This window comes from Cupriavidus sp. MP-37 (assembly GCF_020618415.1).
Taxonomy (GTDB): domain Bacteria; phylum Pseudomonadota; class Gammaproteobacteria; order Burkholderiales; family Burkholderiaceae; genus Cupriavidus.
In genome coordinates, this window is the sequence record NZ_CP085344.1 from 266,406 (window position 1) to 292,243 (window position 25,838).

The window sequence follows — 25,838 nt, forward strand, 5'->3', positions numbered from 1 at the left end:
CCCAATACCGCTCTTCTCGCTTGCGTCGCGGGCGTTTATTCACCCCGCCTCGCTATCCCCCAGCGTCTCCACCGCATACTTCACCAACCCCGCCCGCCCCTCGATCCCCAGCTTGCGCTTCAGGTTCAGCCGATGGGTTTCGACGGTGCGCACCGACACCCCCAGCTGCGCCGCGATCTCCTTGTTGGCCAGGCCGCGGCCAATGCCGCGCAGGATATCGCGCTCGCGCGGCGTGAGCGCATCGAGCGGGCCGGCCGCGGGGCTTTGCTCGGCGATGCCGCGCGCGATGCGGGCGCTGTAGAACACGCGCCCGGCCAGCACCGAGCGGATCGCCGCGATCAGCTCGTCGGCCGGGGCGTCCTTGAGCACATAGCCGCGCGCGCCGGCGCGCACCGCCTGGCGCACGTATTCCAGGTTGTCGTGCATCGACACGATCAGCACCGCCAGCTCGGGATAGCGGTCATGCAGCGCCGCCGCCAGCGCAATCCCGCCCATGCCGCGCATGCCGATATCGGTGATCACCAGGTCCGGCATCTCGGCCGCGCCGGCGCGGTCCAGCCACGCCAGCGCGGCTTCGCCGTCATCGGCTTCACCCACCACGCGCAGCCCGGGCTGCAGCGCCAGGTGCATGCGCATGCCGTCGCGCACCAGCGCGTGGTCGTCGATCAGCAGCACGCGCGCGGGCGCTTCGCTGGCTTCGCTATCTTCGGCAAGAAACTGGATCATGACTGCGAGGGTCCTGCGGTAATGGCATCGCGCGCGGCGGCGGCGGGGCGGGCCAGCGGCAGCGAGGCGATGATCTGGGTGCCGCCCAGGCCGGAAACGATGTCGAACTGCCCGCACAGCGCGGCGATGCGCTCGCGCAGGTTGCGCAGGCCGATGCCACGCTGCGGATCGGCCTGCATGCGCGCGACGTCGAAGCCGTGGCCGTCGTCGCGCACGGCCAGGCGCGTGGCATCGGCATCGAAGGCCAGCGACACGGCAACGCGCCGCGCGCCGGCGTGGCGCTCGACGTTGGTCAGCGCTTCCTGCGCAATGCGGAACAGCGCCGTGGCCTGCTCGTCGGGCAGCTCGCGCGGGGTGCCGCTCTGCGTCACCACGATCTCGAGGCCGCTGCCGCCCTGCATCTCGCGCGCCAGGTGCTGGAGCGCGGCGAACAGCCCCAGGTCGTCCAGCAGCGCGGGGCGCAGGTTGCGCGCCACCCGCCGCACTTCATTGAAAACGGTGTCGAGCCGGTTCAGCGCCATGCCCAGCACCGGCGCCACCGCCGCGCCGTCGGCCGGGGCCAGGCGCAGCCGGTTGGCGGCGGTCTCCAGCACCAGCTTGACCGACACCAGCAACTGGCTGATGCCGTCGTGCAGCTCGCGCGACAGCCGCGCGCGCTCTTCTTCCTGCGACTGCACCACGCGTTGCGCCAGCTGGCGCAGCTTGGCGTCGGCCTCGCGGTGTTCGCTGACGTTCAGCGCCAGCCCGCTCGCTGCCACCAGCAGGATGCTGATGCCGGCGATCACGCCGATCCACGCCATGGTCTCGCGGATATCGGTCTCGGCACGCGCGTCGAGCTGGCGCAGCGTGCTTTCGACGTCATCCAGGTAGATGCCGGTACCGAGCATCCAGCCCCATTCGGGCACCGCCACCACGTAGCCAAGCTTGGGCGCCAGCTGCTGCGACGAGGGCTTGCGCCACTGGTAGCGCACCGCGCCGCCACCGCCCCGGGCGGCGGCGATCAGTTGCTGGATGGTGGGCGCGCCCTGCGGGTCGCGCAGCGTCCACAAGTCCTGGCCGACCAGCTCGGGCTGGCGCGGATGCATCAGGTTGCGGCCCTGCAGGTCGTACAGGAAGAAGTAGCCGTCGGGACCATAATCCAGCCGCGCCAGCGCTTCCATCGCCGCCTGGCGCGTGGCGGCGTCGTTGCGGCCGGAGCGCACCAGCGGCGCGATCGCACTCTGCGCCAGTTCCACGTAGTGGCGCAGTTCGGTCTCCTTGCTCTGCAGGTAGGCGGCCTCGACCAGCGCGCGCTCATGCTGCGCCAGCTGGGTGGCCTGGAAGCGCACGGCAAGGGCGATGCCGAGCATCGCCACCGCAAGCGGCGCCACGGCGAGCAACAGGATCTTCTGGCGGAGTTTCATACAGGACCGGGGGGATCGGGGGTAAACACCGATGCCGCGCAGGCGGCATGCCACCGTCGACTTGCGTAGTACTACGCAGAAGTGCTGCGTAGTTACGCGCTTGTGCGGGGTTTGGCGGGTGTCAATACTACACGCCGAAAGCGCCGCCGCCCCAGCAGGGCGCATGCGCCGACGCAGCTGGTGCACCGTCCACACCCGGACGGTGCATCGCCTGCCTGCAAGACGAGATCCGGAAACGACGACACAACCGGGCGAGCAGCAGCATCCCAGGAGACACCCTCACCGCCGGATTGCCCCGCTGCCCGCCCTCGGCGCACCCCCGCTGCCGATCCTGCCCGTTGCCAGTTGCCAGTCCTTCGCCGCCGCAGGCTTTTCAAATCCCGGTCTGAGGAGACCCTTCACTATGAATCGCATCGGAGAACACCTGGTGTGGCTGGCCGTCGCCGTCCTTGGCGCGTTTGCCTTCGGCACCGTCGCGCTGGCGCGCGGCGAAGCCGTCAGCGCGCTGTGGATCGTGGTTGCCGCGCTCTGCATCTACCTGATCGCCTATCGCTACTACAGCCGCTTTATCGCCGACAAGGTGATGCAGCTCGATCCCAAGCGCATGACGCCGGCGTGGCGCCATAACGATGGCCTGGACTACGTGCCGACCAACAAGGCGGTGCTGTTCGGCCACCACTTCGCCGCGATTGCCGGCGCCGGCCCGCTGGTGGGCCCGGTGCTGGCCGCGCAGATGGGCTACATGCCCGGCATGCTGTGGCTGCTGGCCGGCGTGGTGTTCGCCGGCGCGGTGCAGGACTTCATGGTGCTGTTCATCTCGACGCGCCGCGACGGCCGCTCGCTGGGCGACCTGGTCAAGTCCGAGATGGGCACGGTGCCGGGCATGATCGCGCTGTTCGGCTGCTTCATGATCATGATCATCATCCTGGCGGTGCTGGCGCTGATCGTGGTGAAGGCGCTGGCGGACTCGCCGTGGGGCACCTTCACCGTGGCGGTGACGATCCCCATCGCGATCTTCATGGGCATCTACACCCGCTACATCCGCCCGGGCCGCATCGGCGAGGTCTCGGTGATCGGCTTCGTGCTGCTGATGCTGGCCATCATCGGCGGCCAGTACGTGCATGAAAGCGCGACGCTGGCGCCGCTGTTCACCTACGACGGCAAGGCGCTGACCTGGATGCTGATCATCTACGGCTTTGTCGCCGCCGTGCTGCCGGTGTGGCTGCTGCTGGCCCCGCGCGACTACCTGTCGACCTTCCTGAAGATCGGCACCATCATCGCGCTGGCCGTCGGCATCCTGATCGTCGCGCCGGAACTGAAGATGCCGGCCTTCACGCAGTTCGCCGCGGGCGGCGGGCCGGTGTGGTCGGGCAACCTGTTCCCGTTCCTGTTCATCACCATCGCCTGCGGCGCGGTGTCGGGCTTCCACGCGCTGATCTCGTCGGGCACCACGCCCAAGCTGCTGGAGAACGAAACCCACGCGCGCTTCATCGGCTACGGCGCGATGCTGGCCGAGTCCTTCGTCGCGATCATGGCGCTGGTCGCCGCCGCGGTGATCGAGCCCGGCGTGTACTTCGCCATGAACAGCCCGGCGGCGGTGATCGGCACCACGCCCGAGGCGGTGGCCCAGGCGGTCTCGACCTGGGGCTTCGTGATCACGCCCGACGTGCTGGTGCAGACCGCCAAGGACGTCGGCGAGAACACCATCATCTCGCGCGCCGGCGGCGCGCCGACGCTGGCCGTGGGCATCGCCCACATCCTGCACCAGGTGGTCGGCGGCCAGGCCATGATGGCGTTCTGGTACCACTTCGCCATCCTGTTCGAGGCGCTCTTCATCCTGACCGCCGTCGACGCGGGCACCCGCGCCGGCCGCTTCATGCTGCAGGACCTGCTGGGCAGCTTCGTGCCGTCGATGAAGCGCACCGACTCGCTGCCGGCCAACCTGATCGCGACCGCGCTGACGGTGGCGGCCTGGGGCTACTTCCTGTACCAGGGCGTGGTCGATCCGCTCGGCGGCATCAACACGCTGTGGCCGCTGTTCGGCATCTCCAACCAGATGCTGGCCGCGGTGGCGCTGGTGCTGGGCACCTGCGTGCTGGTCAAGATGAAGCGCGGCCAGTATGCCTGGGTCACGCTGGTACCGACCGTGTGGCTGCTGATCTGCACGCTGACCGCCGGCTGGCAGAAGCTGTTCCATGCCGACCCGAAGGTCAGCTTCCTGACCCACGCCGCCAAGTTCAGCGCCGCCATTGCCGAAGGCAAGGTGCTGGCGCCGGCCAAGTCGATGGAGCAGATGCACCGCATCGTCTTCAACGACTACCTGGACGCGGGCCTGTGCGCGCTGTTCATGGTGGTGGTGCTGTCGATCGTGTTCTACGGCTTCAAGACCGCGCTGCAGGCCCGCGCGGTGAACCGCCCGACCGACAAGGAAACGCCGTTCGAGCCCCTGCCGGGCGCCGCTTCGGCCCAATCCTGATCCTGAACCCGACAAGGAGCCGCCATGCTGGAACAACTCGGCACCATGGGCCGGTACCTGGGGCAGTCGCTGCGGCTGATGGTCGGGCTGCCCGATTACCAGACCTATGTGGCGCACATGGAAAGCACGCACCCTGACCGGGCGCCGATGAGCTACGAAGAGTTCTTCCGCGAGCGCCAGGAGGCACGCTACGGCGGCGGGCAGGGCAAGTGCTGCTGAGCGCACGATAGCCTTTGCTGCCGAACCGATCGGGCGGCAGACAATGCAGACAGGCGATCACATGATCGCCTGTCTTTTTATTAAGTGTTGTATTTTCACCGCGCCTTGTAATCGCCCGATACCGTTTCTGCAGGGGGTTACAGGGCTTTACAGGTGGTTACAGCAACGGCGCAGCTCCTTATCTACACTTGCGACACATCATGGCAATTCGAGGAAAAAACATATGACTCGCCATCCCGTTCGCAACCTGACCGTTGCCCTTGCCCTGGCGGCCTGCGCGCTGCCGGCCATCGCGGGCGACATGAACAATGCCCTTGGCGGCGCACTGGGCGGGGTCGCCGGTGCCGCGGTCGGCGGCGCGCTCGGTGGCAGCACCGGCGCCGTGATCGGCGGTGCGGTGGGCGGCGGCGCCGGTGGCGCGGTCACGTCAAACCGCCGCGAGCGCACCGGCGCCATCATCGGCGGCGCGCTGGGCGGTGGCGCCGGCACTGCGGCCGGCAACGCCATGGGCGGGCGCACCGGCGGCCTGATCGGTGCCGGCCTGGGTGGCGGCGCGGGCGCGGCGCTGGGCGGCAATATCTCGCGCAACAACTCGTACGACGACGATCGCCGCTACTACAACAAGAGCCATTACAAGCGCAAGAAGCACAAGCACCATCATCGCCACCGCTACGACGATTAAGTCGCAGCGGGGTCAGCAAAACGGGCCGTCATGGCCCGTTTTTATTTTGGCGCCGCCACCGCTGGGTATCTTTGAGTATCCGCCCGACCTTGTTGCGTTGCGGCGTCTGGCATAATCGGTCACAGTTCAGGGCCGGATCTGCCGGCGCCAGAAACAAAGAAGCCCGCACCGGGACCGGTGCGGGCTTCTTCTCCAATAAAGCGGGAGAGGCGCGGGGCGCTCTCCTAAAGACCTGTGGAGACCAGGTTCAAGCAGTGGACCGCGCCGGCTCAGAGCGGCGCGCGGTCGGTTGTGGTGTCGTACTTCGCGCCTTCGGAGAAGGTGTCGAACTTGCCGGTACGGGCACCGTCGGTGAAGGTGTCGAACTTGCCGGCCTTGGCACCGTCCGTGTACGGGTCGAACTTGCCAGTGCGGGCGCCGTCGGCGTAGACGTCGAAGCTGGCCACCTTGGCGCCGTCGGTGTAGACGTCGAACTTGCCGTTCTTGGCAAAGGCCGGCGCGGCGGAGAGGGCGGCGGCGACGGTGGCGACAGCGATGAGGGCGTAGCGGTTGGTTTTCATGATTCAGGCCTTTCTTGTAGCTTGGATGCCTGATTCAGCACCTTCAGGTGAAGGCATGTTGCATTGCGGCATCCGATGGCTAGATATTAGGCATTTCCCTCATATCAATAAATATCAGGATCCACAATGATTAGTTTTGATTCGGACAATAAAATAGGCTGATTGCGTAAGAATTCAGCATAGAAACGGGAGACTATGTCATGGATCGCTTGCAGTCGATGCGTGTGTTTTCCAAAGTGGTGGAGCTCGGCAGCTTCGCGCGTGCAGCGCAGCAGCTGGAAATGTCCAACGCAGTGGTCACGCGCTACGTGGCCGACCTGGAAAGCCACCTCGGCACGCGCCTGCTCAACCGCACCACGCGCAGCCTGTCCTTGACCGATGCCGGCGAAACCTACCTGCAACGCTGCCAGCAGATCCTGGAAGACGTGGAGGAAGCCGAGAGCGTAGTCACCGCCCGCAGCCAGTCGCTGTCCGGCACGCTGCGCCTGGTGACGCCGGTGATGTTCGGCCTGCACCTGCTGCCCGAGCTGCTGTCGCGCTTCCAGCAGCTTTACCCGGACGTGGTCTTCGACGTGATCCTGTCGGACCGCAATGTCGATATCGTCGAGGAAGGCCGCGACGTGGCCGTGATGCTGTCCGACCTGGGACTGGGCTCGCACCTGGTAGCGCGCCCGCTGTTGTCGGCCGAAGTGATCCTGTGCGCCTCGCCCGGCTATGTCGCGGCGCATGCACCGATCCGCCACGCCCATGAGCTGAGCCACCATCGCTGCATCGCCATGCGGCTGCCCAACGCCGAGCACGAATGGACGCTGCTCGGGCCCGAAGGCGAGGTGACCGTGCCGATCCGCCCGGGGCTGCTGTGCAGCAACGCCGAGCTGGCGCACCAGGCCGCGCTGGCGGACATGGGCGTGGCCATGCTCTCGTCCTACCTGGCACGGCCCAATATCGAAGCGGGCCGGCTGGTGCACGTGCTGCCGCAGTACCAGCTGCCCCGGCGCGATGTCAGCGTGGTCTATCCGAGCCGCAAGTTCCTGCCCACCAAGGTGCGCGCCTTTATCGACTTCCTGCTGGAGGAAGGGCAGGTGCGGGGCAAGGAGGCGCACCCGGTCGCCAGCCTGGGCGCCCACGCCTTGCGTACCTGAACCGCCGCGCCCGTGTGGCGCGACGCAAAAGACAAAACGCCCGGCCATGCCGGGCGTTTTTTGCGTGGGCGGCCGCGCTTACTCGCCGGCCGCTGCCGCGCGCGTCTTCTTTGCCGCGGCGGTCTTGGCGGGTGCCTTCTTTGCCGCGGCCTTCTTCGCCGGCGCCTTGGCGGCAGCGGTCTTGGCCGCGGTCTTGCCGGCAGTCTTGGCGGCCGTCTTGGTTGCCGGCGCCGCTTCGGCTTCCGCCGTGCCGCGCGATGCCGCCTTGGCCGGAGCCTTGGCCGCCGTCTTGGCGCCGGCCTTGGGTTCGCGCGCCTCGAACTCGAAGCCGATCTTGCCGTCCGGCTGCTTGACCAGGAAGGCCTTGAAGTTGCGGCCGGTGCGCGACGACTTGAAGCCGGTCAGCAGGTCGGTCTTGCCTTCGTTGAGCAGCTTGCCGATCTGCTCGCGGCTGATTTCCTGCTGCAGGATGATCTTGCCGGTGGTGAAGTCGCAGCTCTTCGGGCTGGTGGTGCTGTTCTCGCAGACGTACTTCATGCCGTGCTCGAACACCGAGCCGCCGCACTTCGGGCACGTTCCCACCGGCTGCTGGCCGCTGAAGTCGACCGGCTCGCCGTCGTTGTCGTCGTCACTCTGGCCGAAGTCGAACTCCATCTTGTAATGGCCTTCGTCGTCCTTGCCGAGCTTGAGGATGGCGGCGAACGGGCGGCCCATCTTGCTGCGGAAGCCCTGCAGCGGACCGATCTCTTTCTTCTGCAGCAGTTCCTCGACTTCCTCGATCTCGAACTGGCGGCCGCCCGGGATCTTGCTGATCGAGAATTCGCACGCGGTGCAGGCAAAGCGGCGGTAGTTCTCCTTGACCTGGCCGCCGCACTGCGGACACGGCGTGTCCAGCGTGGCGTAGTCGCCGGGGATGGTGTCGCTGTCGTATTCCTTGGCGCGCTTGACGATCTGCTGCGTCATCTGCGCGATCTCGCGCATGAACTCGTCGCGCTTGAGGCGGCCGCGCTCAATCTGCGAGAGCTTGTGCTCCCACTCGCCGGTCAGCTCGGCCTGCGTCAGTTCCTGCACGCCCAGGCCGCGCAGCAGCGTCATCAGCTGGAACGCCTTGGCGGTGGGGATCAGCTCGCGGCCTTCGCGCACCAGGTATTTCTCGGTCAGCAGCCCTTCGATAATGGCGGCGCGCGTGGCCGGCGTGCCCAGGCCCTTGCCGGCCATGGCTTCGCGCAGCGCGTCGTCGTCGACCAGCTTGCCGGCGCCTTCCATGGCGGACAGCAGCGTCGCTTCGTTGTAGCGCGCAGGTGGCTTGGTGGTCAGGCCGACGCCTTCGACCTTGTCGGTCTTGACCTTCTCGTCCTTCGCCACCGGCACCAGGTTGGCGGCGTCGTCCTTCCCATCCTTGCCCTGCGCCTCGCGGCCGTAGATCGCCAGCCAGCCCGGGTTGACCAGCACCTTGCCTTCGGTCTTGAAGTGGTGCCCCGCCACTTCCGTGATGCGGGTGGTGACCTGGAACTCGGCCGCCGGGAAGAACACCGCCAGGAAGCGGCGCACCACCAGGTCGTACAGCTTCTGCTCCGGCTCGGACAGGTTCTTGGGCGCCTGCAGCGTCGGGATGATGGCGAAGTGGTCGCTGATCTTGCTGTTGTCGAAGATCCGCTTGTTCGGCTTGACCCAGCCCTGCGCCAGGATCTTCTTGGCGTGCGGCAGGTAGTTGGGCGAGCTGTCGGCGAGCATGTCCATGGTCTGCTTGACCGTGTCCATGTAGTCCTCGGGCAGCGCGCGCGCGTCGGTACGCGGGTAGGTCAGGACCTTGTGCTTTTCATACAGCGCCTGTGCCAGGCCCAGCGTGTTCTTGGCCGAGAAGCCGAAGCGCGAGTTGGCCTCGCGCTGCAGCGTGGTCAGGTCGAACAGCGCCGGCGACTGCTGCGTCGACGGCTTGGATTCCTCGGTGACGGTGCCCGGCTTGTCGCGGCAGGCGGCGACGATGCTCTTGGCCTCGGCCTCGCTCCACAGCCGCGACTCGCGCGCCTCGGGGTCGAACTCGTTCTTCTTGAACTTGGGGTCGAACCAGCGGCCTTCATACAGGCCGGCGGCGGCGATGAACTCGGCGCGCACTTCCCAGTAGTCGCGCGGCACGAAGTGCTTGATCTTCTCTTCGCGCTCCACCACGATCGACAGCGTCGGCGTCTGCACGCGGCCCACGGTGGTCAGGAAGAAGCCACCGCCCTTGCTGTTGAAGGCGGTCATGGCGCGCGTGCCATTGATGCCGACCAGCCAGTCGGCCTCGGAGCGGCAGCGCGCGGCGTCGGCCAGCGGCAGCATGTCTTCGTCTTCGCGCAGGGCGGCAAAGCCGTCGCGGATCGCCTGCGGCGTCATCGATTGCAGCCACAGCCGGCGCACCGGCTGCTTGGCCTTGGCCTGCTGCGCGATCAGGCGGAAGATCAGTTCCCCTTCGCGCCCCGCGTCGCAGGCGTTGATCAGCGCGGTCACGTCCTTGCGCTTGATCAGCCGGTTCAGCACTTTCAGGCGCGACTCGGTCTTGGCTATCGGGCGCAGGTCGAAGTGCGGCGGGATCACCGGCAGGTTGGCGAAGCTCCACTTGCCGCGCTTGACCTCGTATTCGTCCGGCGCGGCGATCTCGACCAGGTGGCCGACGGCGGAGGACAGCACGTAGTCGTCGCTCTCGAAATACTCGTCGTGCTTGGTAAACCCCCCGAGGGCACGGGCGATATCCGCCGCGACCGACGGTTTTTCCGCGATGATGAGGGCTTTTGACATGGGAAGGGTCCTTGCGGGCTGCATCCGGCAACCCGCTAATTGCACTGCAAACGTAGTAATCAGAACGCCGGGGGGCTATGAGGCGCCAATAATAAGCGCGGTTTCGACGGCGGTGCAAGCCAGCCTCATGGCGGCTCGCCTGCCTTCGCGCGCGCCGCCTAGGCGCCGCCGCGCCCCCCGTCAAGCAACCAGTCCAGCACCTCCGGCACGTCTTCCGCGGGCGCCGGCATGGCCGCGCCGCGCGTGAGCATGCGCTCGAGCACCTCGATATGCGGCAGCAGGGTGCCATAGAACTGCGGCGTGCCACCGGCGGCCGGCTGCACCAGCACGGTCGGGAAATTCTCGATATCGATATCGCCGAGCGCATCCGCATGGGTCTCGATATCGATCCAGACAAAGCAATCGTCCGGATGGCGCGCGGCCAGCGCCGTCAGCGCCACCAGGTAATCCCGGCACGTGCCGCACCACTGCGCGCACAGGCACGCGACCAGGCGGCCTTGCGGCCGCGCCGCCAGGCACTCGGCAATGGCGCCGGCATCACGTTCAGGAAAGTAAACGGTCATGGCATCGGAAACATGAGCTGCCCGCGACACACGGACAGCCGGCGATTGTATCGGTATTGCGCGCGCTCCCCGGCGAGGCCTTCACGCCAGGCGCCGGAAGAGGTTTCCCGGTAGACGCTCGGCATGCCCGGCCAGTTCCAGTTCCAGCAGGCGCGCCGCGGCCGCATCCGGGGGCTGGCCGCTGCGCTCGCACAGCGCATCCAGCGTAACCGGATCGTAGCCGAGGGCGGCCAGCAGGGGGTCGGCGGGATCGGCAAATTCAGACTGGTCCGAAGCCACCGCCGGCGCGGTCGGCTCGCCGCGGACCGGTGCGGCCGGCCCAAGGTTGATTTCTTCGAGCACGTCGCCGGTACGCTCGACCAGCTTGGCGCCCTGACGGATCAGCAGGTGGCAACCCTGTGACAACGGCGCGTGGATCGATCCGGGCACCGCGAACACCTCGCGCCCGAGTTCCGCGGCCAGGCGCGCGGTGATCAGCGAGCCCGATCTTGCCGCCGCCTCCACCACCAGCACCCCGTGCGCCAGCGCCGCGATGATGCGGTTGCGGCGCGGGAAGTTGGCCGGCATGCCCTGCATGCCGAGCGGAAATTCCGTGACCACGGCGCCGCGCCCGGCGACCTCGTGGGCCAGGTCCAGGTTGTCGGCCGGGTAGACCCGGTCGGCCCCCGTCCCCGTGACCGCGATGGTGCCGCCGCAGCCCTGCAGGCCGCCGGCATGGGCGGCGGCGTCGATGCCCAGCGCCAGGCCCGAAATCACCGTCAGGCCCGACTCGGACAGCTCGCGCCCGAAAGTTTGCGCATCGCGCTTGCCCTGCTCGGTGGCATTGCGCGCGCCGACGATGGCGACCGCGGGGCGGGCCAGCAATGCGGGATCGCCTTTGATATATAGCAGCGGCGGCGGATCGTGCAGGTCGAACAGGCGGCGAGGGTAGGCGTCATCTGCCAGCGTCAGCAGGCGGTTGCCGGGCGTGCCGAGCCACGCCAGCGTGCGTTCGACCAGCGCCGGCAGCCGCGCGCCCGGCCGGGCCAGTACCGCGCGGGCCAGCTTGGCCGGGACCACGGCGGACAGCGCCGTCACGCTCTGCGCCAACACCTGCTGCGGCAGCCCGAACGCCGCCAGCAGCAGGCGCACCGCGACCGGGCCGACGCCGGGGGCACAGGCCAGCTGCAGCCAGGCCTTCAGGTCGTCGGCATCGCGGATGACGGCCGGCGCGCCGGCACCGGCATGGCAAAGGGATGCGGCGCCGACGGGCGCCGCCGGGGAGGTCGGCAAGAGCGGCTCAGCGCGGCGAGGTGGCCCGGTCGCCGACCGCGATCACGTTGGAAGCGTCGGTGACCAGCGCATACGAGACGCCGGGAAACACGCGGAAGACAAAGGCCAGCCCGTAGCGCTCGTCCGGCAGCCGGATGGCGCGGTTGCTGTCGGTCTTGTCGGTCACGGTTTCGCCGGTGCGCGACAGCGCCAGCACATGGCCCGGTTCCACCCCGGCCTGGCTGCCGAGGTTGAGCACCACCACCTGCCTGGCGCCACCGAACTCCACCCCGCCATAGACCTTGGCGACGCGGCCGTCGAGCTGCGCATCGGGCGCGTGCGGCACGTAGCGCAAGGCTTCGCGCGCGGGCTGCGGCATCAGCAGCGTGCCGACGCCCATTTCTTGCCTGGCCTGCGTCACCTGCATGGTCGAGACCGCGTCCGGGCCCTGCGCGCCGCGCGCCAGGCGCACATTGCCTTCATATTCGGCCTCGTAGCCAAGCACGGCCTGGGTCACGGGATCGCGCACCGGGGTAAGCGGGCGGTAGGCCTGCCAGTCGCTGCCCTGCGGTGCGTCGGCGGGGATGCCGCGTGCATAGCCGGTGTCGTCGCGGCCCAGGATGACGCGCGATTCCGACACCGCCACGATGCGGGCCGAGGTGTCGAGCGTGCCCTGGTCGACCACCAGCGGCCGGATCAGGAAGGGCTCGATATCGGCGGCCGGGATGCTCAGGATGGCGGCGCTGTCGGCGGCGCCGCTGCGCATCTGCGGCGACAGGCGCACGGTGTCGCTGCCGCCCGGCGTGGTCGACAGCCAGGCACGGCCGTCGCGCTGGATCAGGTACAGGATCTGGCCCGGGTAGATCAGGTGCGGATTGCGGATCTGCTGCCGGTTCATGCCCCACAGTTCGGGCCAGCGCCACGGCTGGCGCAGGAAGCGGCCGGAGATGCCCCACAGCGTGTCGCCGGCGCGCACGGTATATTGCGATGGCGCGTTGGCGGCAAGGTCGGACACGGGAATGCCGTGCCGGGCGGTGCGCTGAGCTTCGGCCTGCTGCGCCGGCGTGACCGTCAGGTCCGCCGCCAGCGCCGGCAGCGCGGCCGCGGCGGTGAAGACCGCGGCACTCAATAACGGATAAGCAAAAGTGGGGATGAACGCGTGCAGCCTGCGGCCCGACGCCGCCTGGTGTTCTTTGGTAAGATCGCGCATTTTCCTGACCGGCCGGTGGTTCGGCCGGATTGACCCGGGAGAGCGTGCCTGTTGCGGCGCGCCTTGAATTTTTGTACTTGCGCCCCGATTCTGCATGTAAACATCCGCCGCCGCAACGCGGCCCGGTTGCCGGCAGCAGCCGGCGTTGCGCCCCAGCATCATGGCAAAACTCGACATCCTGACCTACCCCGATCCCCGCCTGCACACCGTTGCCAAACCCGTGGCCGCGGTGGACGACCGCATCCGCCAGCTGGTCAAGGACATGGCGGAAACCATGTACGAAGCGCCCGGCATCGGCTTGGCCGCGACCCAGGTCAACGTGCACGAGCAGGTGGTGGTGATCGACGTCTCGGAAACGCGCGACCAGCTCCAAGTCTTCATCAACCCGGAAATCGTCTGGGCCAGCGACAACCGCAAGGTGTGGGAAGAGGGCTGCCTGTCGGTGCCCGAGGTCTACGACCGCGTCGAGCGCCCCGACCGCGTGCGCGTGCGCGCGCTCAACGAGAAGGGCGAGAGCTTCGAGCTCGACGCCGACGACCTGCTGGCGGTGTGCATCCAGCATGAGATCGATCATCTGCGCGGCAAGGTCTTTGTCGAGTACCTGTCGCCGCTCAAGCTCAACCGCATCAAGAGCAAGCTGCAGAAGCGCGAACGCACCCGCATGTAAGCCGCCGCAGCGGCAATAAAGATGTAACAGCCCGCCGGAATCCGGCCAGCCGCGTGCGGCATCGGCGCGGGGTCTGTTATCTTTATGACTTCCGAAGAACCACGATACCGGCCGCTATAGCGGCCGGTGCCATTTCAGGCCACGGAACCTGCCATGTCCCAAGCCAGCCCCTTGCGTGTCGCCTTTGCCGGCACGCCCGAGTTTGCGCGCGTCGCGCTGGAAGCCATCCACGCCGCCGGATTTCCGGTCGTCGCCGTGCTGACCCAGCCCGATCGGCCCGCGGGCCGCGGCATGCAGCTGCAGGCCAGCCCGGTGAAGCAGTTCGCCGTCGCCAATGGCCTGGCGCCGGTGCTGCAGCCGCGTTCGCTGCGCCGCCAGGGCAAGTATCCGGAAGAGGCTGCCGCGGCCATCGAAACACTCGCCGGCATCGCCCCGGATGTCATGGTGGTGGCGGCCTACGGCCTGATCCTGCCGGCCGAGGTGCTGACGCTGCCGCGGCTGGGCTGCCTGAATATCCATGGCTCGCTGCTGCCGCGCTGGCGCGGCGCGGCGCCGATCCACCGCGCCATCGAGGCGGGCGACGCCGAGACCGGCATCACCCTGATGCAGATGGACGAGGGGCTCGATACCGGCGACATGCTCACGCGCGAAGCCGTGCCGATCGGCGCGGACGACACCACCGGCACGCTGCACGACACGCTGGCCGCGCTCGGCGCACGCATGATCGTCGACGCGCTGCGGCAACTGGACGCCGGCCGGCCGCTGGCGGCCACGCCGCAACCCGAGCACGGCGTCACCTACGCCGAAAAGATCGCCAAGGACGAAGCGCCGCTGGACCTGCGCCGCCCGGCCGCCGAACTGGCCAACCAGGTGCGCGCCTTCAACCCGTTCCCGGGCGCGACCGTGCAGGTGGGCGATACCGTGATCAAGTGCTGGCAGGCCGTGCCGCTGGCGGCGGCCAGCAGCCTGCCGCATCCTCCCGGCACAGTGCTGGCGGCCGACGCCACGGGCATCCTGATCGCCTGCGGCGAGGGCAGCGCGCTGCAGGTTACCGAGCTGCAGAAGCCGGGCGGGCGCCGCCAGCCGGCGCAGCAGTTCCTGCAAGGCCTGCCGCTGCCGCCGGGTACGCGCTGCGCGGTGCCAGGTAACGGCGCCGCGGCGGCGTGAGCCGGCAGCCCTTTGCCGCACATGGCGCCTGAAGTGCCGCGCACAGCGCCCTGCTGCGCGGGTGTGCAGCATTGCGGATGCCGTTGAACGGCCGTTGAATTTTCTACGATCGGCCCCTATCTAACGGGCATCGCGTCAGCTTTTCCGGGCGCGTCACGATTACACGGAGATCACCGCAATGTTCAACTGGGTCAAGACCTTCATGCTGATGGCGGCCATCACGGCGCTGTTCATCGTCATCGGCGGCATGATCGGCGGGCGCAGCGGCATGATGTTCGCGTTGCTGATCGCGCTGGGCATGAACTTCTTCTCCTACTGGTTCTCGGACAAGATGGTCCTGCGCATGTACAACGCGCAGGAAGTCGATGCCGGCAGCGCGCCGCAGTTCTACGGCATGGTGCAGGACCTGGCGCAGCGCGCCGGCCTGCCGATGCCGCGCGTCTACCTGATCAATGAAGACGCGCCCAACGCCTTTGCCACCGGCCGCAATCCGGAACATGCCGCGGTCGCGGCCACCACCGGCATCCTGCGCGTGCTGTCCGAGCGCGAGCTGCGCGGCGTGATGGCGCACGAGCTGGCCCATGTGCGCCACCGCGACATCCTGACCTCGACCATCGCCGCCACCATGGCCGGCGCGATCTCGGCGCTGGCCAATATGGCGATGTTCTTCGGCGGGCGCGACGAGAACGGCAACCGCACCAACCCGATCGCGGGCATTGCCGTGGCCATCCTGGCGCCGCTGGCGGCCTCGCTGATCCAGATGGCGATCTCGCGCGCGCGCGAATTCGAAGCCGACCGCGGCGGCGCCGAGATCAGCGGCGATCCGCAGGCGCTGGCCAGCGCACTGGACAAGATCCATCGCTATGCGCAAGGCATCCCGTTCCAGGCCGCCGAGGAGCATCCGGCCACGGCGCAGATGATGATCATGAACCCGCTGTCGGGCGGCGGCATCGCCAACCTGTTCTCGACCCATCCGGCCACCGAGGAACGCATCGCGCGCCTGATGCAGATGGCACAGACCGGCACCTACCCGGCCTGAGCCGCCGGAAATCCGGGGCGCGGCCCCGGCACAAGGTAAACTGCCCGCTGTTCCGCCTGGACCGGCGGGCTTTTTTTGGCCCGCGCCCCACGCCTTCCCGATTCACCGCCTCATTCGCTGCCTGATCCGCCGCCTGACCGATATGCGCCTGCCTCCCGATTCGCTTGCCTTCCAGATGCTTGGTGCCGCCGCCGCGGTGCGCGCCGTCAGCGAAGGCACGGCCTTGCCCCAGGCGATCGAGGACGCCGCCGCGCAGCTGAAGCTGGACCGCGTGCGCGACGCCGCCACGCGCGGCGCGCTGCAGGACATCGCCTACCGCACCATGCGCCAGTTCGGCACCGCGCGCGCGCTGGTGACCAGGCTGGTGACGCGCCCGCCCGGCGCGCAGGTCGATTCCCTGCTGGCGGTGGCACTGGCACTGTTGCTGGAACATGCCCCGGGCCCGCGCGAGCGGCATGACGGCGCCGACCCGGCGCGCCACGACGCCGACGCCGGGCGCCCTGGCTACAGCACCTTCACGGTGGTCGACCAGGCCGTGAGCGCGGCCGCGTCCGAACCCAAGACCGCGCATGCGCGCGGCCTGGTCAACGCGGTGCTGCGCCGTTTCCTGCGCGAACGCAAGGCGCTGCTGGCCGAAGTCAACCGCGACGAGCAGGCGCGCTGGAACCTGCCGCCGTGGTGGCTGCGCATGCTGCGCGAGGCCTACCCCGACCAGTGGATGGCGCTGGCCGCCAGCGCCAACGTGCGCCCGCCGATGACGGTACGCGTCAACACCGCGCGCGTGTCGGTGCAGCAGTACCGCACCGACCTGGCCAACGCCGGACTCGCCGGGCACGTGGTTGGTCCGCAGGCGGTGCGCCTGGTGCGCGCGGTGCCGGTGCACCAGTTGCCGGGCTTTGCCGAAGGCGTGGTGTCGGTGCAGGACGCCGGCGCGCAACTGGCCGCGCCGCTGCTCGAGGTGGCCGACGGCATGCGCGTGCTCGATGCCTGTGCGGCGCCCGGCGGCAAGACCGGGCATCTGCTGGAACTGGCCGATATCGACGTGACCGCGGTCGAGAGCGATGCGCAGCGTGCCACCCGCATCGGCGAGAACCTGGCGCGCCTGGGCAAGTCCGCAAAGATCGTGGTGGGCGATGCCAGCCGGCCCGCCGACTGGTGGGACGGGCAGCCCTTCGACCGCATCCTGGCCGACGTGCCGTGCTCGGCCTCGGGCATCGTGCGGCGCCATCCCGATATCCGCTGGCTGCGCCGCGAAACCGATATCGCCAAGCTCATCACCGAGCAGCGCCGCATCGTCTCGCAGCTGTGGCCGCTGCTCAAGCCGGGCGGCATCCTGGTCTATGTCACCTGTTCTATTTTCCCAACGGAGGGCGAGGAGCAGGCGCGCTGGTTTGGTGAGCAACTGGCAGATGCGATACGATTGCAGGCGCCGGGACAGCTGCTGCCCGGCACCCATGCAACGCTTGCCGCGGGCGCGGACGGTGACAAGGCCACCCTTGACAGCACTGGCCGCACCGACGGTACCAGCCTGCCATCCGATCACGATGGCTTCTTCTACGCCCGCTTCCAGAAACGCGCCTGATCTGATCCGATGCCGAGCACGCCGCGCCTGTCAGGCTTTCGCGTTGAAGTGGACCGCCGCGCCGGCACTGGCGCGCACGCCGTGCCCGACCCGCGCAGACTGCTGGCGCGCTGGGCCCTCGCGCTGCTGCTGGCGCTGGCCGCCGCGCTGTGGCTGCCGCGCGCCGCGCAGGCACAGGTGATCGAGGCCACCGAGGCCCGGGTCGAATACCAGGACGGCGGCTTCGAGCTTGCCGCCAGCTTCGACTTCGACCTGCCGCCCGCGCTCGAGGACGCGCTGCACAAGGGCATCTCGCTGTATTTCGCGGTCGACTTCCAGCTCTCGCGCTCGCGCTGGTACTGGTTCGACGACAAGCCGGTCAACACCACCCGCAGCGTGCGGCTGTCTTACCAGCCGCTGACGCGCCAGTACCGCATCTCCACCGGCGGCCTGCAGCTGCCGTTCACGCGGCTGAAGAGCGCGCTGCAGTTTATCCAGCGCGTGCGCGGCTGGCGCGTGTTCGAGCGCAACGCGGTCAAGCCCGGCGAGACCTACAACGCCGAAGTGCGCATGCGGCTGGACCTGTCGCAGTTGCCCAAGCCGTTCCAGATCAATGCCGTCAACACGCGCGACTGGAACCTGGCGTCCGACTGGCGGCGTTTCTCCTACACCGTGCCGACCGACCTGAACGCGCAGCCCGCGCCGCCGCCGCAGCCACCGGCACCGCCGCCCGCGTTGCCCGCGTTGCCCGCATCGCCCGCGCTGCCGGCCTCGCCGGCCATGCCCGCGCCCGCACCGTCCCCGGCCTCCATGCCTGCCGCGGCCAACGAGCGCGGCCTGACGGAAGGACGCGGTCTGTACCTGCAGGCCGTGTCGTACGCGCTGTCGCCGGCGATGCTGGCGCAGCCCGCTTCGAGCCAGCCATGAGCAACCCGTTGTGGGACAGCCGGTTCCGGCGCGTGCTGTACCGCGTCGTGGCCGGCATCATCGTGTTCCTGGCGCTGGTGCTGGTGGGCCTGCTGGCCGGCGCATCGGCCAATACCGAATTCTTCGATCGCTATTTCACACTGCTGTTCAAGGTGAACCTGGTGATCGGCGCGCTGCTGGTGCTGACCGTGGGCGCGCTCGCCGTGACGCTGTGGCTGCGCTATCGCCGCGGCAAGTTCGGCACGCGGCTGATGACCAAGCTCGCGGTGTTCTTCGGCGTGGTGGGCGTGCTGCCCGGCGTGCTGATCTACCTGGTGTCGCTGCAGTTCGTCTCGCGCAGCATCGAGTCCTGGTTCGACGTGCGCGTGGAGACCGCGCTCGAGGCCGGACTGAACCTGGGCCGCTCCACCATCGACAGCTCGCTTGCCGACCTGCAGGTCAAGGCACGGCTGATGTCCGAACAGCTGGCCGGCGCCTCCGGCGTGGCCACCTCGCTGCAGCTGAACCGGCTGCGCGAGCAGTACGGCGTGCAGGAAGCCGCCATCTTCACCGGCAGCGGCCGCGTGCTGGCCAGCGCTTCCAGCAACTATGCCTCGCTGGTGCCGGACCTGCCTTCCGGCGTGCTGGCGGAACAGGCGCGGCTGGCGGGCGGCTATGCCGCGGTCGAGGGCGGCACCGATCCGTCGAGCGACGTCGGCCAGGCGCCCGAACGCGTCGACAGCAGCCACCTGTACCGCCTGCGCGTGATCATCCCGCTGGGTGCGGCGCCAGGGCCGGCGCAGGACACGGTCAGCGCCGCCAGCGCACCGCGGGCGCTGTCCCGCCCGCCGCGCTGGGCCGGCTCGGGCCTGTCGGTGGAGCGCAGCCCGGAGGATTCGCCGTCGAGCGGCTTCGGCCTGGTCGGCGAGACCGTGCGCGAAGAGCGCTACCTGCAGGTGCTGCACCCGGTGCCGGCGGTGCTCGCGCGCAACGCCGACGAGGTCCAGCGCGCGTACCAGGAGTACCAGGAGAAGGCGCTGGGCCGCACCGGCCTGCGCAAGATGTATATCGGCACGCTGACGCTGACGCTGTTCCTGGCGGTGTTTATCGCGGTGATGCTGGCGCTGCTGCTCGGCGGCCAGCTGGCGCGGCCGCTGCTGATGCTGCTGCAGGGGACCAAGGAAGTGGCCGAGGGCGATCTGTCGCCCAAGCGCGAGCTGAAGAGCCGCGATGAACTGGGCATGCTGACGCAGCAGTTCAACCAGATGACGCGCCAGCTGGCCGAGGCGCGGCTGGCGGTGGAAGAAAACCGCGCCGCGCTGGAGCAGTCGAAGGCCTACCTCGAAAGCGTGCTGCAGAACCTCACCGCGGGCGTGCTGGTGTTCGACCGCCGCTTCGTGCTGATCACCGCCAACCCCGGCGCCGAGCGCATCTTCCGCCAGCCCTTCGGCGCGGTGATGGGCCTGCCGATCGAACAGATCCCCGGCATGGGCCCGTTCGGCGAAATCGTGCGCCAGGCCTTCTCGGACCAGAACACCAGCGAGGTGCTGGGCGGCGCCGAGCACTGGCAGAAGCAGATCGAACTGCCGCAGGGCGAGGAGCAGCCGCTGACGCTGCTGGTACGCGGCGCGCGCTTGCCCGGCGGCGAGCGTGACGAGCCCGGCTATGTGATCGTCTTCGACGATATTTCCGATGTGATTTCCGCTCAACGCTCGGTGGCGTGGGGCGAAGTGGCACGGCGCCTGGCGCACGAGATCAAGAACCCGCTCACGCCGATCCAGCTGTCGGCCGAGCGCCTGCAGATGAAGCTCTCGCCCAAGCTCGAGGGCACCGATGCCGACGTGCTCAAGCGCGGCGCCGCCACCATCGTCAACCAGGTCGCGGCGATGAAGCGCATGGTCGATGATTTCCGCGACTACGCGCGCACGCCGCCGGCGGTGCTGCAATCGCTGCAGCTCAACAGCCTGGTGGCCGAGGTGCTGCACCTGTACGGCATCGACGATCCGGCGGTGCACGAGCACCCGGTGATCCATCCGACGCTGGGCACTGCGCTGCCCGAGATCAAGGGCGATCCCACCCAGTTGCGCCAGGTCATCCACAACCTGCTGCAGAACGCGCAGGACGCGGCCGCGGAGAACGTCGCGGCCGGTAGGGCCGCGCCCCATATCACTCTGCACACCGAGACTGTAGAATACAAAGATTCTGCCGGCGAGAACCGGCAGGCCGTCAAGCTCACCATTGCGGACAATGGTCCCGGTTTTGCACCACGCATCCTGAGCCGTGCGTTCGAGCCCTATGTGACCACCAAAGCCAAGGGCACGGGTCTCGGGCTCGCGATGGTAAAGAAGATCATTGACGAACACGGCGCGCGCATCGAACTGCGCAATCGCATGGAAGGTGCCGAGATCGTCGGTGCGCAGATCTCGATCCTGTTCGTTAAACTGGCATAGTCAACATTGGCGTCCGGTCCCGGAACGCTGCGGTGGGGTTAAGAGGGGAAGTATGGCAACCATCCTCGTAGTCGATGACGAAATGGGAATCCGCGAGCTGCTCTCGGAGATCCTCAGCGACGAAGGCCATGTGGTCGAACTCGCTGAAAACGCGCAACAGGCGCGCGATTACCGTGCGGCGGGCACGCCCGATCTGGTGCTGCTCGATATCTGGATGCCCGATACCGATGGCGTCACGCTGCTCAAGGAGTGGTCCGCGCAGGGACAGCTGACCATGCCCGTGATCATGATGTCGGGCCACGCGACCATCGATACCGCGGTCGAGGCCACCAAGATCGGCGCGCTCAATTTCCTGGAAAAGCCGATCGCGCTGCAGAAGCTGCTGTCCGCGGTGGAGCAGGGCCTGGCCCGCGGCATCGAACGCCCGCGCACCACCACCACGGCCGCCGCCGCACCCGCCACCGCACCGGCGGCGGAACCCGGCACAGCCGCCACCGCGCCCGAAGCCACGGCAGAAGCCGCCCCCAATGGCAGCCCGGCGCGCGTGCCCGAAGCCGAGATGCAGTTCTCGTTCGACATGCCGCTGCGCGAGGCGCGCGACCTGTTCGAGCGCGCCTATTTCGAGTACCACCTGCTGCGCGAACACGGCAGCATGACCCGCGTGGCCGAGAAAACCGGGCTGGAGCGCACCCACCTGTACCGCAAGCTCAAGCAGCTCGGCGTCGAACTGGGCCGCAACAAGCCGGAGCCGGCGGAACACTGAAGCAGTGCCCTACATGACGCTTGACTGGTCTTGAGAGACCAGTTATAGTTTCGCTTCTTTGGCCCGGTAGCTCAGTCGGTAGAGCAGAGGATTGAAAATCCTTGTGTCGGCGGTTCGATTCCGTCCCAGGCCACCAGAACAGGAAAAGCCCGGCTCTTGCAGCCGGGCTTTTTGCATTGGGCGCTCACTGGGCGCGCCATGCCTTCCGCGCCGTCCGGCGACACATCTGCATTCCACCCACATCGCATTCCCCGAACCGCTCGACACGGCTGACACGACTGACACGACTGACCGGAGTCAAGGTTGCCTTGCGCGTGTGGGCACATCGTGACGCCCGACAGCAGGAAGTTTTGCCCGCTGCAGCCGACAGGGGGTTTTCGCACGGCCAAATATTCCTTGTCCCGCCTATTTAATGTCTATACGATAAATCGATGCCGCCAACCGCCGCGAGGTACTGAAGTATGTCAACGAAACGCAAGGTTCATATCCCGACTGATGCCGAAGACAAGGCACTGACCCGCGCAGCGCAGGCCGATCGCGACAACCCGCCGCTGACGGATGCCGAGCTGGCGCGCCTGCGGCCGGCGCGTGAAGTGCTGCCGCGGCTGGTCGGCGAGAAGGCAGCGCAAGCGCTGTTGCGGCCCCGCGGACGTCCGGCGCTGCCGGAAGGCCAACGCAAGGTCACGCTGAACATGCGTTGCGACCGCGACGTGGTCGAAGCCTTCAAGGCCACCGGCGAGGGCTGGCAAACACGCATCAACGACGTGCTGCGTGCCTACGCGAAGTCGCACCGCATGCTGCCCCTCCGCTGACGCGACCTTTCGTTTTGCCAGGCGCGCAACACCCAATCCAGAAGTAAAAATCTTCTACTTGGCAGCCGATCCATGTCTCTCTACGATGCCCTGACGCACCGCCGCCAGGCGTGGCGGGCCAGGCCGGTCAAGCCGCATTCCAGTTCGCACCCATAACGCGGATACCCCGGCCCGGGCCGATCCTTTCTCACCGGGGGTTCGATGGACACATTGATCGGGACGGACAAGCGCTGGCCACAGCAAACCACGGCCGGCGAACGCGGCTTGTGGAAGAGCACCATGGCCGCGGCCAGCCAGGCGCTGGGGGCGGCGGGGCGGATGCAGCAGGCGGTGTCGCAGACCCTGAAGCTGCAGAACAAGATCCGCGCGCTGCGTGACGAGTTGCACCAGATGGAAGCCGAGCGCGACGTCTACCGCGAGCTGCACGCGCGCACGGTGGAAGAACTGCACCAGGCCATCGACCGCAGCCCGGCCGAGATCAAGCGGCTGCGCGCCGAGACCGAGGCCATGCAGGTGCGCCATCGCGCCTACAAGCTGCTGGTGCAGCACTACATGCGCCTGGGCACGCCGATCGATCCCTCCGTATTTGCCGAGCAGCGCAGCCGCGTGCAGCAGCACATCCTGTTCCAGCGCCGCAAGGGCATCCCGGTGGCGAATATCGTGGTCGAGGATATTGCGTTCCTGTTGCGCTGAATTGCGCTGAAAGGCGCGATTCGAAACCCGGCGTCAGCACACAACATCGTCGGCGCGCATTGACGCGTCCGGGCCGCGGCGGAACACTGTCGCGACCGCGCGCGCAGCCGCTGCGCCGCGGCGTTGCCAGCCCCATGGCAACGACCTGCCACCGTTCGAGGCGTCGTCTCAGGCGACGTTGTCCATCTTGTTGCTGCTCGCTTTTCCCATCGTTTCCCTTATCGCCTGCGATCCATCGCCACGGGCTGGCCTTGGCCTCGCCCAAGCTTCGCGCCGCTGCGCCGGCGCCGCGCAGCGATGAGTACGCTGGCGCGCCGCCTGGTGGCGGAGGGACTCGGCACCGCGCTGCTGGTGGCGATCGTGGTCGGCTCCGGCATCCGTGCCGAGCGTCTCGCCGCTGGCGATACCGCGCTCGCGCTGCTGGCGAATTCGCTCGCCACCGGCGCCGGGTTGGTGGCCTTGCTGGTGTCGCTGGGTCCGGTCTCGGGCGGGCATTTCAACCCGGTGGTGAGCCTGTCGGCGCTGGTGCAGGGCACGCTGGCGCCGCGCGATGCGCTGCGCTATGTGCTGGTGCAGCTGGCGGGCGGCGTCTGCGGCGTGCTCGCGGCGCATGCCATGTTCGGCGAGCCGGCACTGGCGTGGTCGGCGCAGAGCCGCACGGGCGCGTCGATGTGGTGGAGCGAGTTCGTGGCAACCTTCGGCCTGGTCGGCGTGGGTATCGGCACGCTGCGCAGCCGCCCGCAGCTGGTGCCGTTCGTGGTGGCCGGCTATATCACCGCGGGCTACTGGTTCACGTCGTCGACCTCGTTCGCCAATCCCGCGCTGACGCTGGCCTGCGCGCTGACCGATACCTTCACCGGGATCCGGCCGCAGGACGTGCCGGGCTTCGTGCTGGCGCAGATCGGCGGCGGGCTGGCGGCCACGCTGCTGTTCCACTGGCTGTTCCGCAAACCCGCCGCCGTGGCACCGGCGCCGGCCGGTAACCTGACCGGGGCGACTACCAGCGCCGATTGAGCTGCACGCCGAAGATCGAGCCGCTCGGCTGCGAGGCCCACGCGTCGGCCGGCGCGGTGTAGCCGATGCCATCGACGTCGCTGGCACGGCTGTAGGTGTAGAAGGCGCGCAGGTTGGCATTGCCGGCCGACTTGCCCAGCGTCAGCGTCGGCGCCACCGTCAGCGCGGTGCGCTGGCCGCTGACGCCGAAGCCGGACGAGATCTGGTCGTGCGACACCTCGAAATTCAGCCGGAACTGGCTGCTGGCGACGTAGGCGGGGCGCAGGCGCGTGGTGGTCCACTGCAGCGTGCCGACCGGCGAACGGTCGAACTGCAGGCTTTGCTCGACCGCGCCGCTCAGCCCCCAGCGGCTCTTCCATTCGATCGAGTCGGCCACGCGCGTGCGCGACAGCGACGGTCCCATGCCGGTATAGCCGGTCATGGCATTGCGCGAGCCCGAGCCGAACTGCACCCCCAGCCGGTTGGTGCCGAACAGCACGCCTTTCTGCTCGTGCAGCGCCGACGCCCACCACGCCCCGCCCGAGTCCTCCACCAGCGGCTGCGCTTCCACCCGGGTGAAGCCGAGCTGGACCGAACCCAGTTCATTGGTGGGGATCGGCGCGGTGCGCAGCGAGTGATAGCTGGGCAGGTTCTGGCCGTTCTGGTCGGCGCGCGCGGTGTACTGGTAGTTCAGGCCGATATCGCCGATCAGCCTGGCGTTGTCCACGCCAAAGCGCATTGCCGTGGAATTGGGCGGCAGCAGCCCGGATGACATCAGGAAGGGCGCGTTGTCGCGCCGGCCGGCCCACATGGTGGCGCCGTCCAGCACCGCCAGCCCGCTGACCGCCGTATAGAACTGCGGCACCAGGGCATAGGGATCGATCGCCGCCGGGCGGCCATTGACGGTGGTGGCATCCGTGCCGCGCGCCTGCGCGATCAGCATCACCTGCGCGCCACCGTCGAGGTCCAGCACGGATTCGCGGATCCGGACCTCGCCCGTACTGCGGCAGGCCAGCCCGCTGCCGATGCCGGTCGACAACGCGCCGCCGGGGCAGGCGCGCATGGTGGACGGGCGATCCTCGACCGCGGCGCGTCCGCTGTAGCTCAGGCGCCACACGGACTCGCCCGCCGGGTCTTCGGCGGGCAACTGGGAATGCAGTACCGGCGGTGCGTCCGACGGGGTGCCGGCGTCCGCGCCTGGCGCCGGGGCGGCGGGCGCCTCGGCCTGGAACTCGCCAAGCCGGGGCGGGAACAGCACCAGCGGCGGCGGCGGCGCGGCCGGGGGTTCGGGCGGGCCGACGAAATCGGGATCGACCGGCGGCGGGGTCGCGGCAATGCTGGTGTCCGCCGCAGCGGGTACGGTGACGCTCGCCGCGGGCGCCGCTTCGCCGGCGATCAGCGCGGCGAGCGGATCGTCGGTCGCGGCCGGCGCGGCCGATGCCGACGTTTCACTGTGCGGCGCTACCGCCGGCGGGGTGGGCGCCGCCGTGGACGCGGTGACCGTTGCCGGCACCGCCGGCCGCGGCGCGATGCGCGGCGGCTGCAAGGCTGTCGCGGATTCGGCGGCGCCCGTGGCCGTGTCGCCAGTCTGCGCGCATGCCGCCAGGCCCCAGGCGGCCAGCACGGCAAAGCCGAGGCGGCGCAGCGGCACGCGGCGGCCTGCGCAAGCGCCGGGCGGCTTCAGGGAGAGTCGACGAGAACAAGCGGGCAATTGGTACGGCAACGAGGCAATTCAGCGGGCAACAACCATATCCGGCAGGCAGGGCTCCGGAGGCGG

The 25,838-nt window shown here is 68.5% G+C and carries 22 protein-coding genes and 1 tRNA gene; 15 read left to right on the forward strand and 8 right to left on the reverse strand.

Features of this window, described 5'->3' with window-relative positions; translation table 11 throughout:
• Positions 1-39 precede the first annotated feature (39 nt).
• Both LIN44_RS01285 and LIN44_RS01290 read right to left on the reverse strand, forming a co-directional pair.
• Positions 40-726: a response regulator transcription factor gene (locus tag LIN44_RS01285; RefSeq protein WP_227313218.1), complete on the reverse strand. Its 687-nt coding sequence runs from the start codon at positions 724-726 to the stop codon at positions 40-42.
• Positions 723-2,129, reverse strand: coding sequence for a cache domain-containing protein (locus LIN44_RS01290; RefSeq protein ID WP_227313219.1), 1,407 nt, complete (start codon positions 2,127-2,129; stop codon positions 723-725). Before LIN44_RS01290 ends, LIN44_RS01285 begins: the two co-directional genes overlap by 4 nt.
• 403 nt (positions 2,130-2,532) lie before the next feature.
• On the opposite strand from LIN44_RS01290, the gene LIN44_RS01295 reads away from it, so the two are divergent.
• From LIN44_RS01295 to LIN44_RS01305, 3 genes are all read left to right on the forward strand, one after another.
• A complete protein-coding gene (locus tag LIN44_RS01295) occupies positions 2,533-4,605 on the forward strand; it encodes a carbon starvation CstA family protein (RefSeq protein WP_227313220.1) in 2,073 nt (690 codons plus the stop codon).
• Positions 4,606-4,629: 24 nt separating this feature from the next.
• Positions 4,630-4,824, forward strand: a complete 195-nt coding sequence (locus LIN44_RS01300; RefSeq protein WP_012354346.1) for a YbdD/YjiX family protein — start codon at positions 4,630-4,632, stop codon at positions 4,822-4,824.
• 223 nt (positions 4,825-5,047) lie between these two features.
• A complete protein-coding gene (locus LIN44_RS01305) occupies positions 5,048-5,506 on the forward strand; it encodes a hypothetical protein (protein ID WP_227313221.1) in 459 nt (152 codons plus the stop codon).
• Positions 5,507-5,775: 269 nt separating this feature from the next.
• Here LIN44_RS01305 and LIN44_RS01310 read toward each other — a convergent pair whose 3' ends face one another.
• A complete protein-coding gene (locus LIN44_RS01310; protein ID WP_227313222.1) occupies positions 5,776-6,066 on the reverse strand; it encodes a hypothetical protein in 291 nt (96 codons plus the stop codon).
• A gap of 200 nt (positions 6,067-6,266) precedes the next feature.
• Here LIN44_RS01310 and LIN44_RS01315 point away from each other — a divergent pair, with 200 nt between their 5' ends.
• Complete coding sequence (locus tag LIN44_RS01315) at positions 6,267-7,208, forward strand: LysR family transcriptional regulator (RefSeq protein ID WP_227313223.1); 942 nt, start codon at positions 6,267-6,269, stop codon at positions 7,206-7,208.
• 78 nt (positions 7,209-7,286) lie between these two features.
• On the opposite strand, the gene LIN44_RS01320 is transcribed toward LIN44_RS01315, so the two are convergent.
• The 4 genes from LIN44_RS01320 to LIN44_RS01335 form a co-directional block, all read right to left on the reverse strand.
• A complete protein-coding gene (locus LIN44_RS01320; protein ID WP_227313224.1) occupies positions 7,287-9,986 on the reverse strand; it encodes a DNA topoisomerase III in 2,700 nt (899 codons plus the stop codon).
• Positions 9,987-10,144: 158 nt separating this feature from the next.
• Entirely contained in the window at positions 10,145-10,549 is a 405-nt protein-coding gene (locus tag LIN44_RS01325) for a thioredoxin family protein (RefSeq protein WP_227313225.1), read from the reverse strand.
• An 81-nt stretch (positions 10,550-10,630) separates the two neighbouring features.
• On the reverse strand, positions 10,631-11,821 hold the full coding sequence (dprA, locus tag LIN44_RS01330; RefSeq protein WP_227313226.1) for a DNA-processing protein DprA: 1,191 nt from the start codon (positions 11,819-11,821) through the stop codon (positions 10,631-10,633).
• A 7-nt stretch (positions 11,822-11,828) separates the two neighbouring features.
• A complete protein-coding gene (locus tag LIN44_RS01335; protein ID WP_227313227.1) occupies positions 11,829-13,010 on the reverse strand; it encodes a LysM peptidoglycan-binding domain-containing protein in 1,182 nt (393 codons plus the stop codon).
• Positions 13,011-13,170: 160 nt separating this feature from the next.
• Here LIN44_RS01335 and def point away from each other — a divergent pair, with 160 nt between their 5' ends.
• The 11 genes from def (at position 13,171) to LIN44_RS01390 (ending at position 24,082) form a co-directional block, all read left to right on the forward strand.
• Positions 13,171-13,677: a peptide deformylase gene (def, locus tag LIN44_RS01340; RefSeq protein ID WP_018005004.1), complete on the forward strand. Its 507-nt coding sequence runs from the start codon at positions 13,171-13,173 to the stop codon at positions 13,675-13,677.
• 153 nt (positions 13,678-13,830) lie between these two features.
• A complete protein-coding gene (fmt, locus tag LIN44_RS01345; RefSeq protein WP_227313228.1) occupies positions 13,831-14,844 on the forward strand; it encodes a methionyl-tRNA formyltransferase in 1,014 nt (337 codons plus the stop codon).
• A 178-nt stretch (positions 14,845-15,022) separates the two neighbouring features.
• Complete coding sequence (gene htpX / locus LIN44_RS01350) at positions 15,023-15,883, forward strand: zinc metalloprotease HtpX (RefSeq protein WP_018005006.1); 861 nt, start codon at positions 15,023-15,025, stop codon at positions 15,881-15,883.
• 142 nt (positions 15,884-16,025) lie between these two features.
• Positions 16,026-17,465 (forward strand): 16S rRNA (cytosine(967)-C(5))-methyltransferase RsmB, encoded by a 1,440-nt coding sequence (gene rsmB, locus LIN44_RS01355; RefSeq protein WP_227313229.1) that lies wholly within the window; start codon positions 16,026-16,028, stop codon positions 17,463-17,465.
• A 9-nt stretch (positions 17,466-17,474) separates the two neighbouring features.
• The gene (locus LIN44_RS01360) at positions 17,475-18,371 is read left to right on the forward strand and encodes a DUF4390 domain-containing protein (protein ID WP_227313230.1); all 897 of its coding nucleotides are present in this window, start codon (positions 17,475-17,477) and stop codon (positions 18,369-18,371) included.
• Positions 18,368-20,800 carry a PAS domain-containing sensor histidine kinase gene (locus LIN44_RS01365; protein WP_227313231.1) on the forward strand — a complete coding sequence of 811 codons (2,433 nt, stop codon included), beginning with the start codon at positions 18,368-18,370 and terminating at the stop codon, positions 20,798-20,800. The genes LIN44_RS01360 and LIN44_RS01365 overlap by 4 nt, the downstream gene beginning before the upstream one ends.
• A gap of 52 nt (positions 20,801-20,852) precedes the next feature.
• The gene (locus tag LIN44_RS01370; protein WP_227313232.1) at positions 20,853-21,563 is read left to right on the forward strand and encodes a response regulator; all 711 of its coding nucleotides are present in this window, start codon (positions 20,853-20,855) and stop codon (positions 21,561-21,563) included.
• Between the two features lie 60 nt (positions 21,564-21,623).
• Positions 21,624-21,699 (forward strand) — tRNA-Phe (locus LIN44_RS01375).
• A 325-nt stretch (positions 21,700-22,024) separates the two neighbouring features.
• Positions 22,025-22,375: a BrnA antitoxin family protein gene (locus LIN44_RS01380; protein ID WP_227313233.1), complete on the forward strand. Its 351-nt coding sequence runs from the start codon at positions 22,025-22,027 to the stop codon at positions 22,373-22,375.
• Between the two features lie 201 nt (positions 22,376-22,576).
• On the forward strand, positions 22,577-23,068 hold the full coding sequence (locus LIN44_RS01385; RefSeq protein WP_227313234.1) for a hypothetical protein: 492 nt from the start codon (positions 22,577-22,579) through the stop codon (positions 23,066-23,068).
• A 297-nt stretch (positions 23,069-23,365) separates the two neighbouring features.
• The gene (locus LIN44_RS01390; RefSeq protein WP_227313235.1) at positions 23,366-24,082 is read left to right on the forward strand and encodes an MIP/aquaporin family protein; all 717 of its coding nucleotides are present in this window, start codon (positions 23,366-23,368) and stop codon (positions 24,080-24,082) included.
• Here LIN44_RS01390 and LIN44_RS01395 read toward each other — a convergent pair.
• Positions 24,066-25,712: a carbohydrate porin gene (locus LIN44_RS01395; protein ID WP_227313236.1), complete on the reverse strand. Its 1,647-nt coding sequence runs from the start codon at positions 25,710-25,712 to the stop codon at positions 24,066-24,068. The genes LIN44_RS01390 and LIN44_RS01395 overlap by 17 nt on opposite strands.
• Between the last annotated feature and the right edge of the window lie 126 nt (positions 25,713-25,838).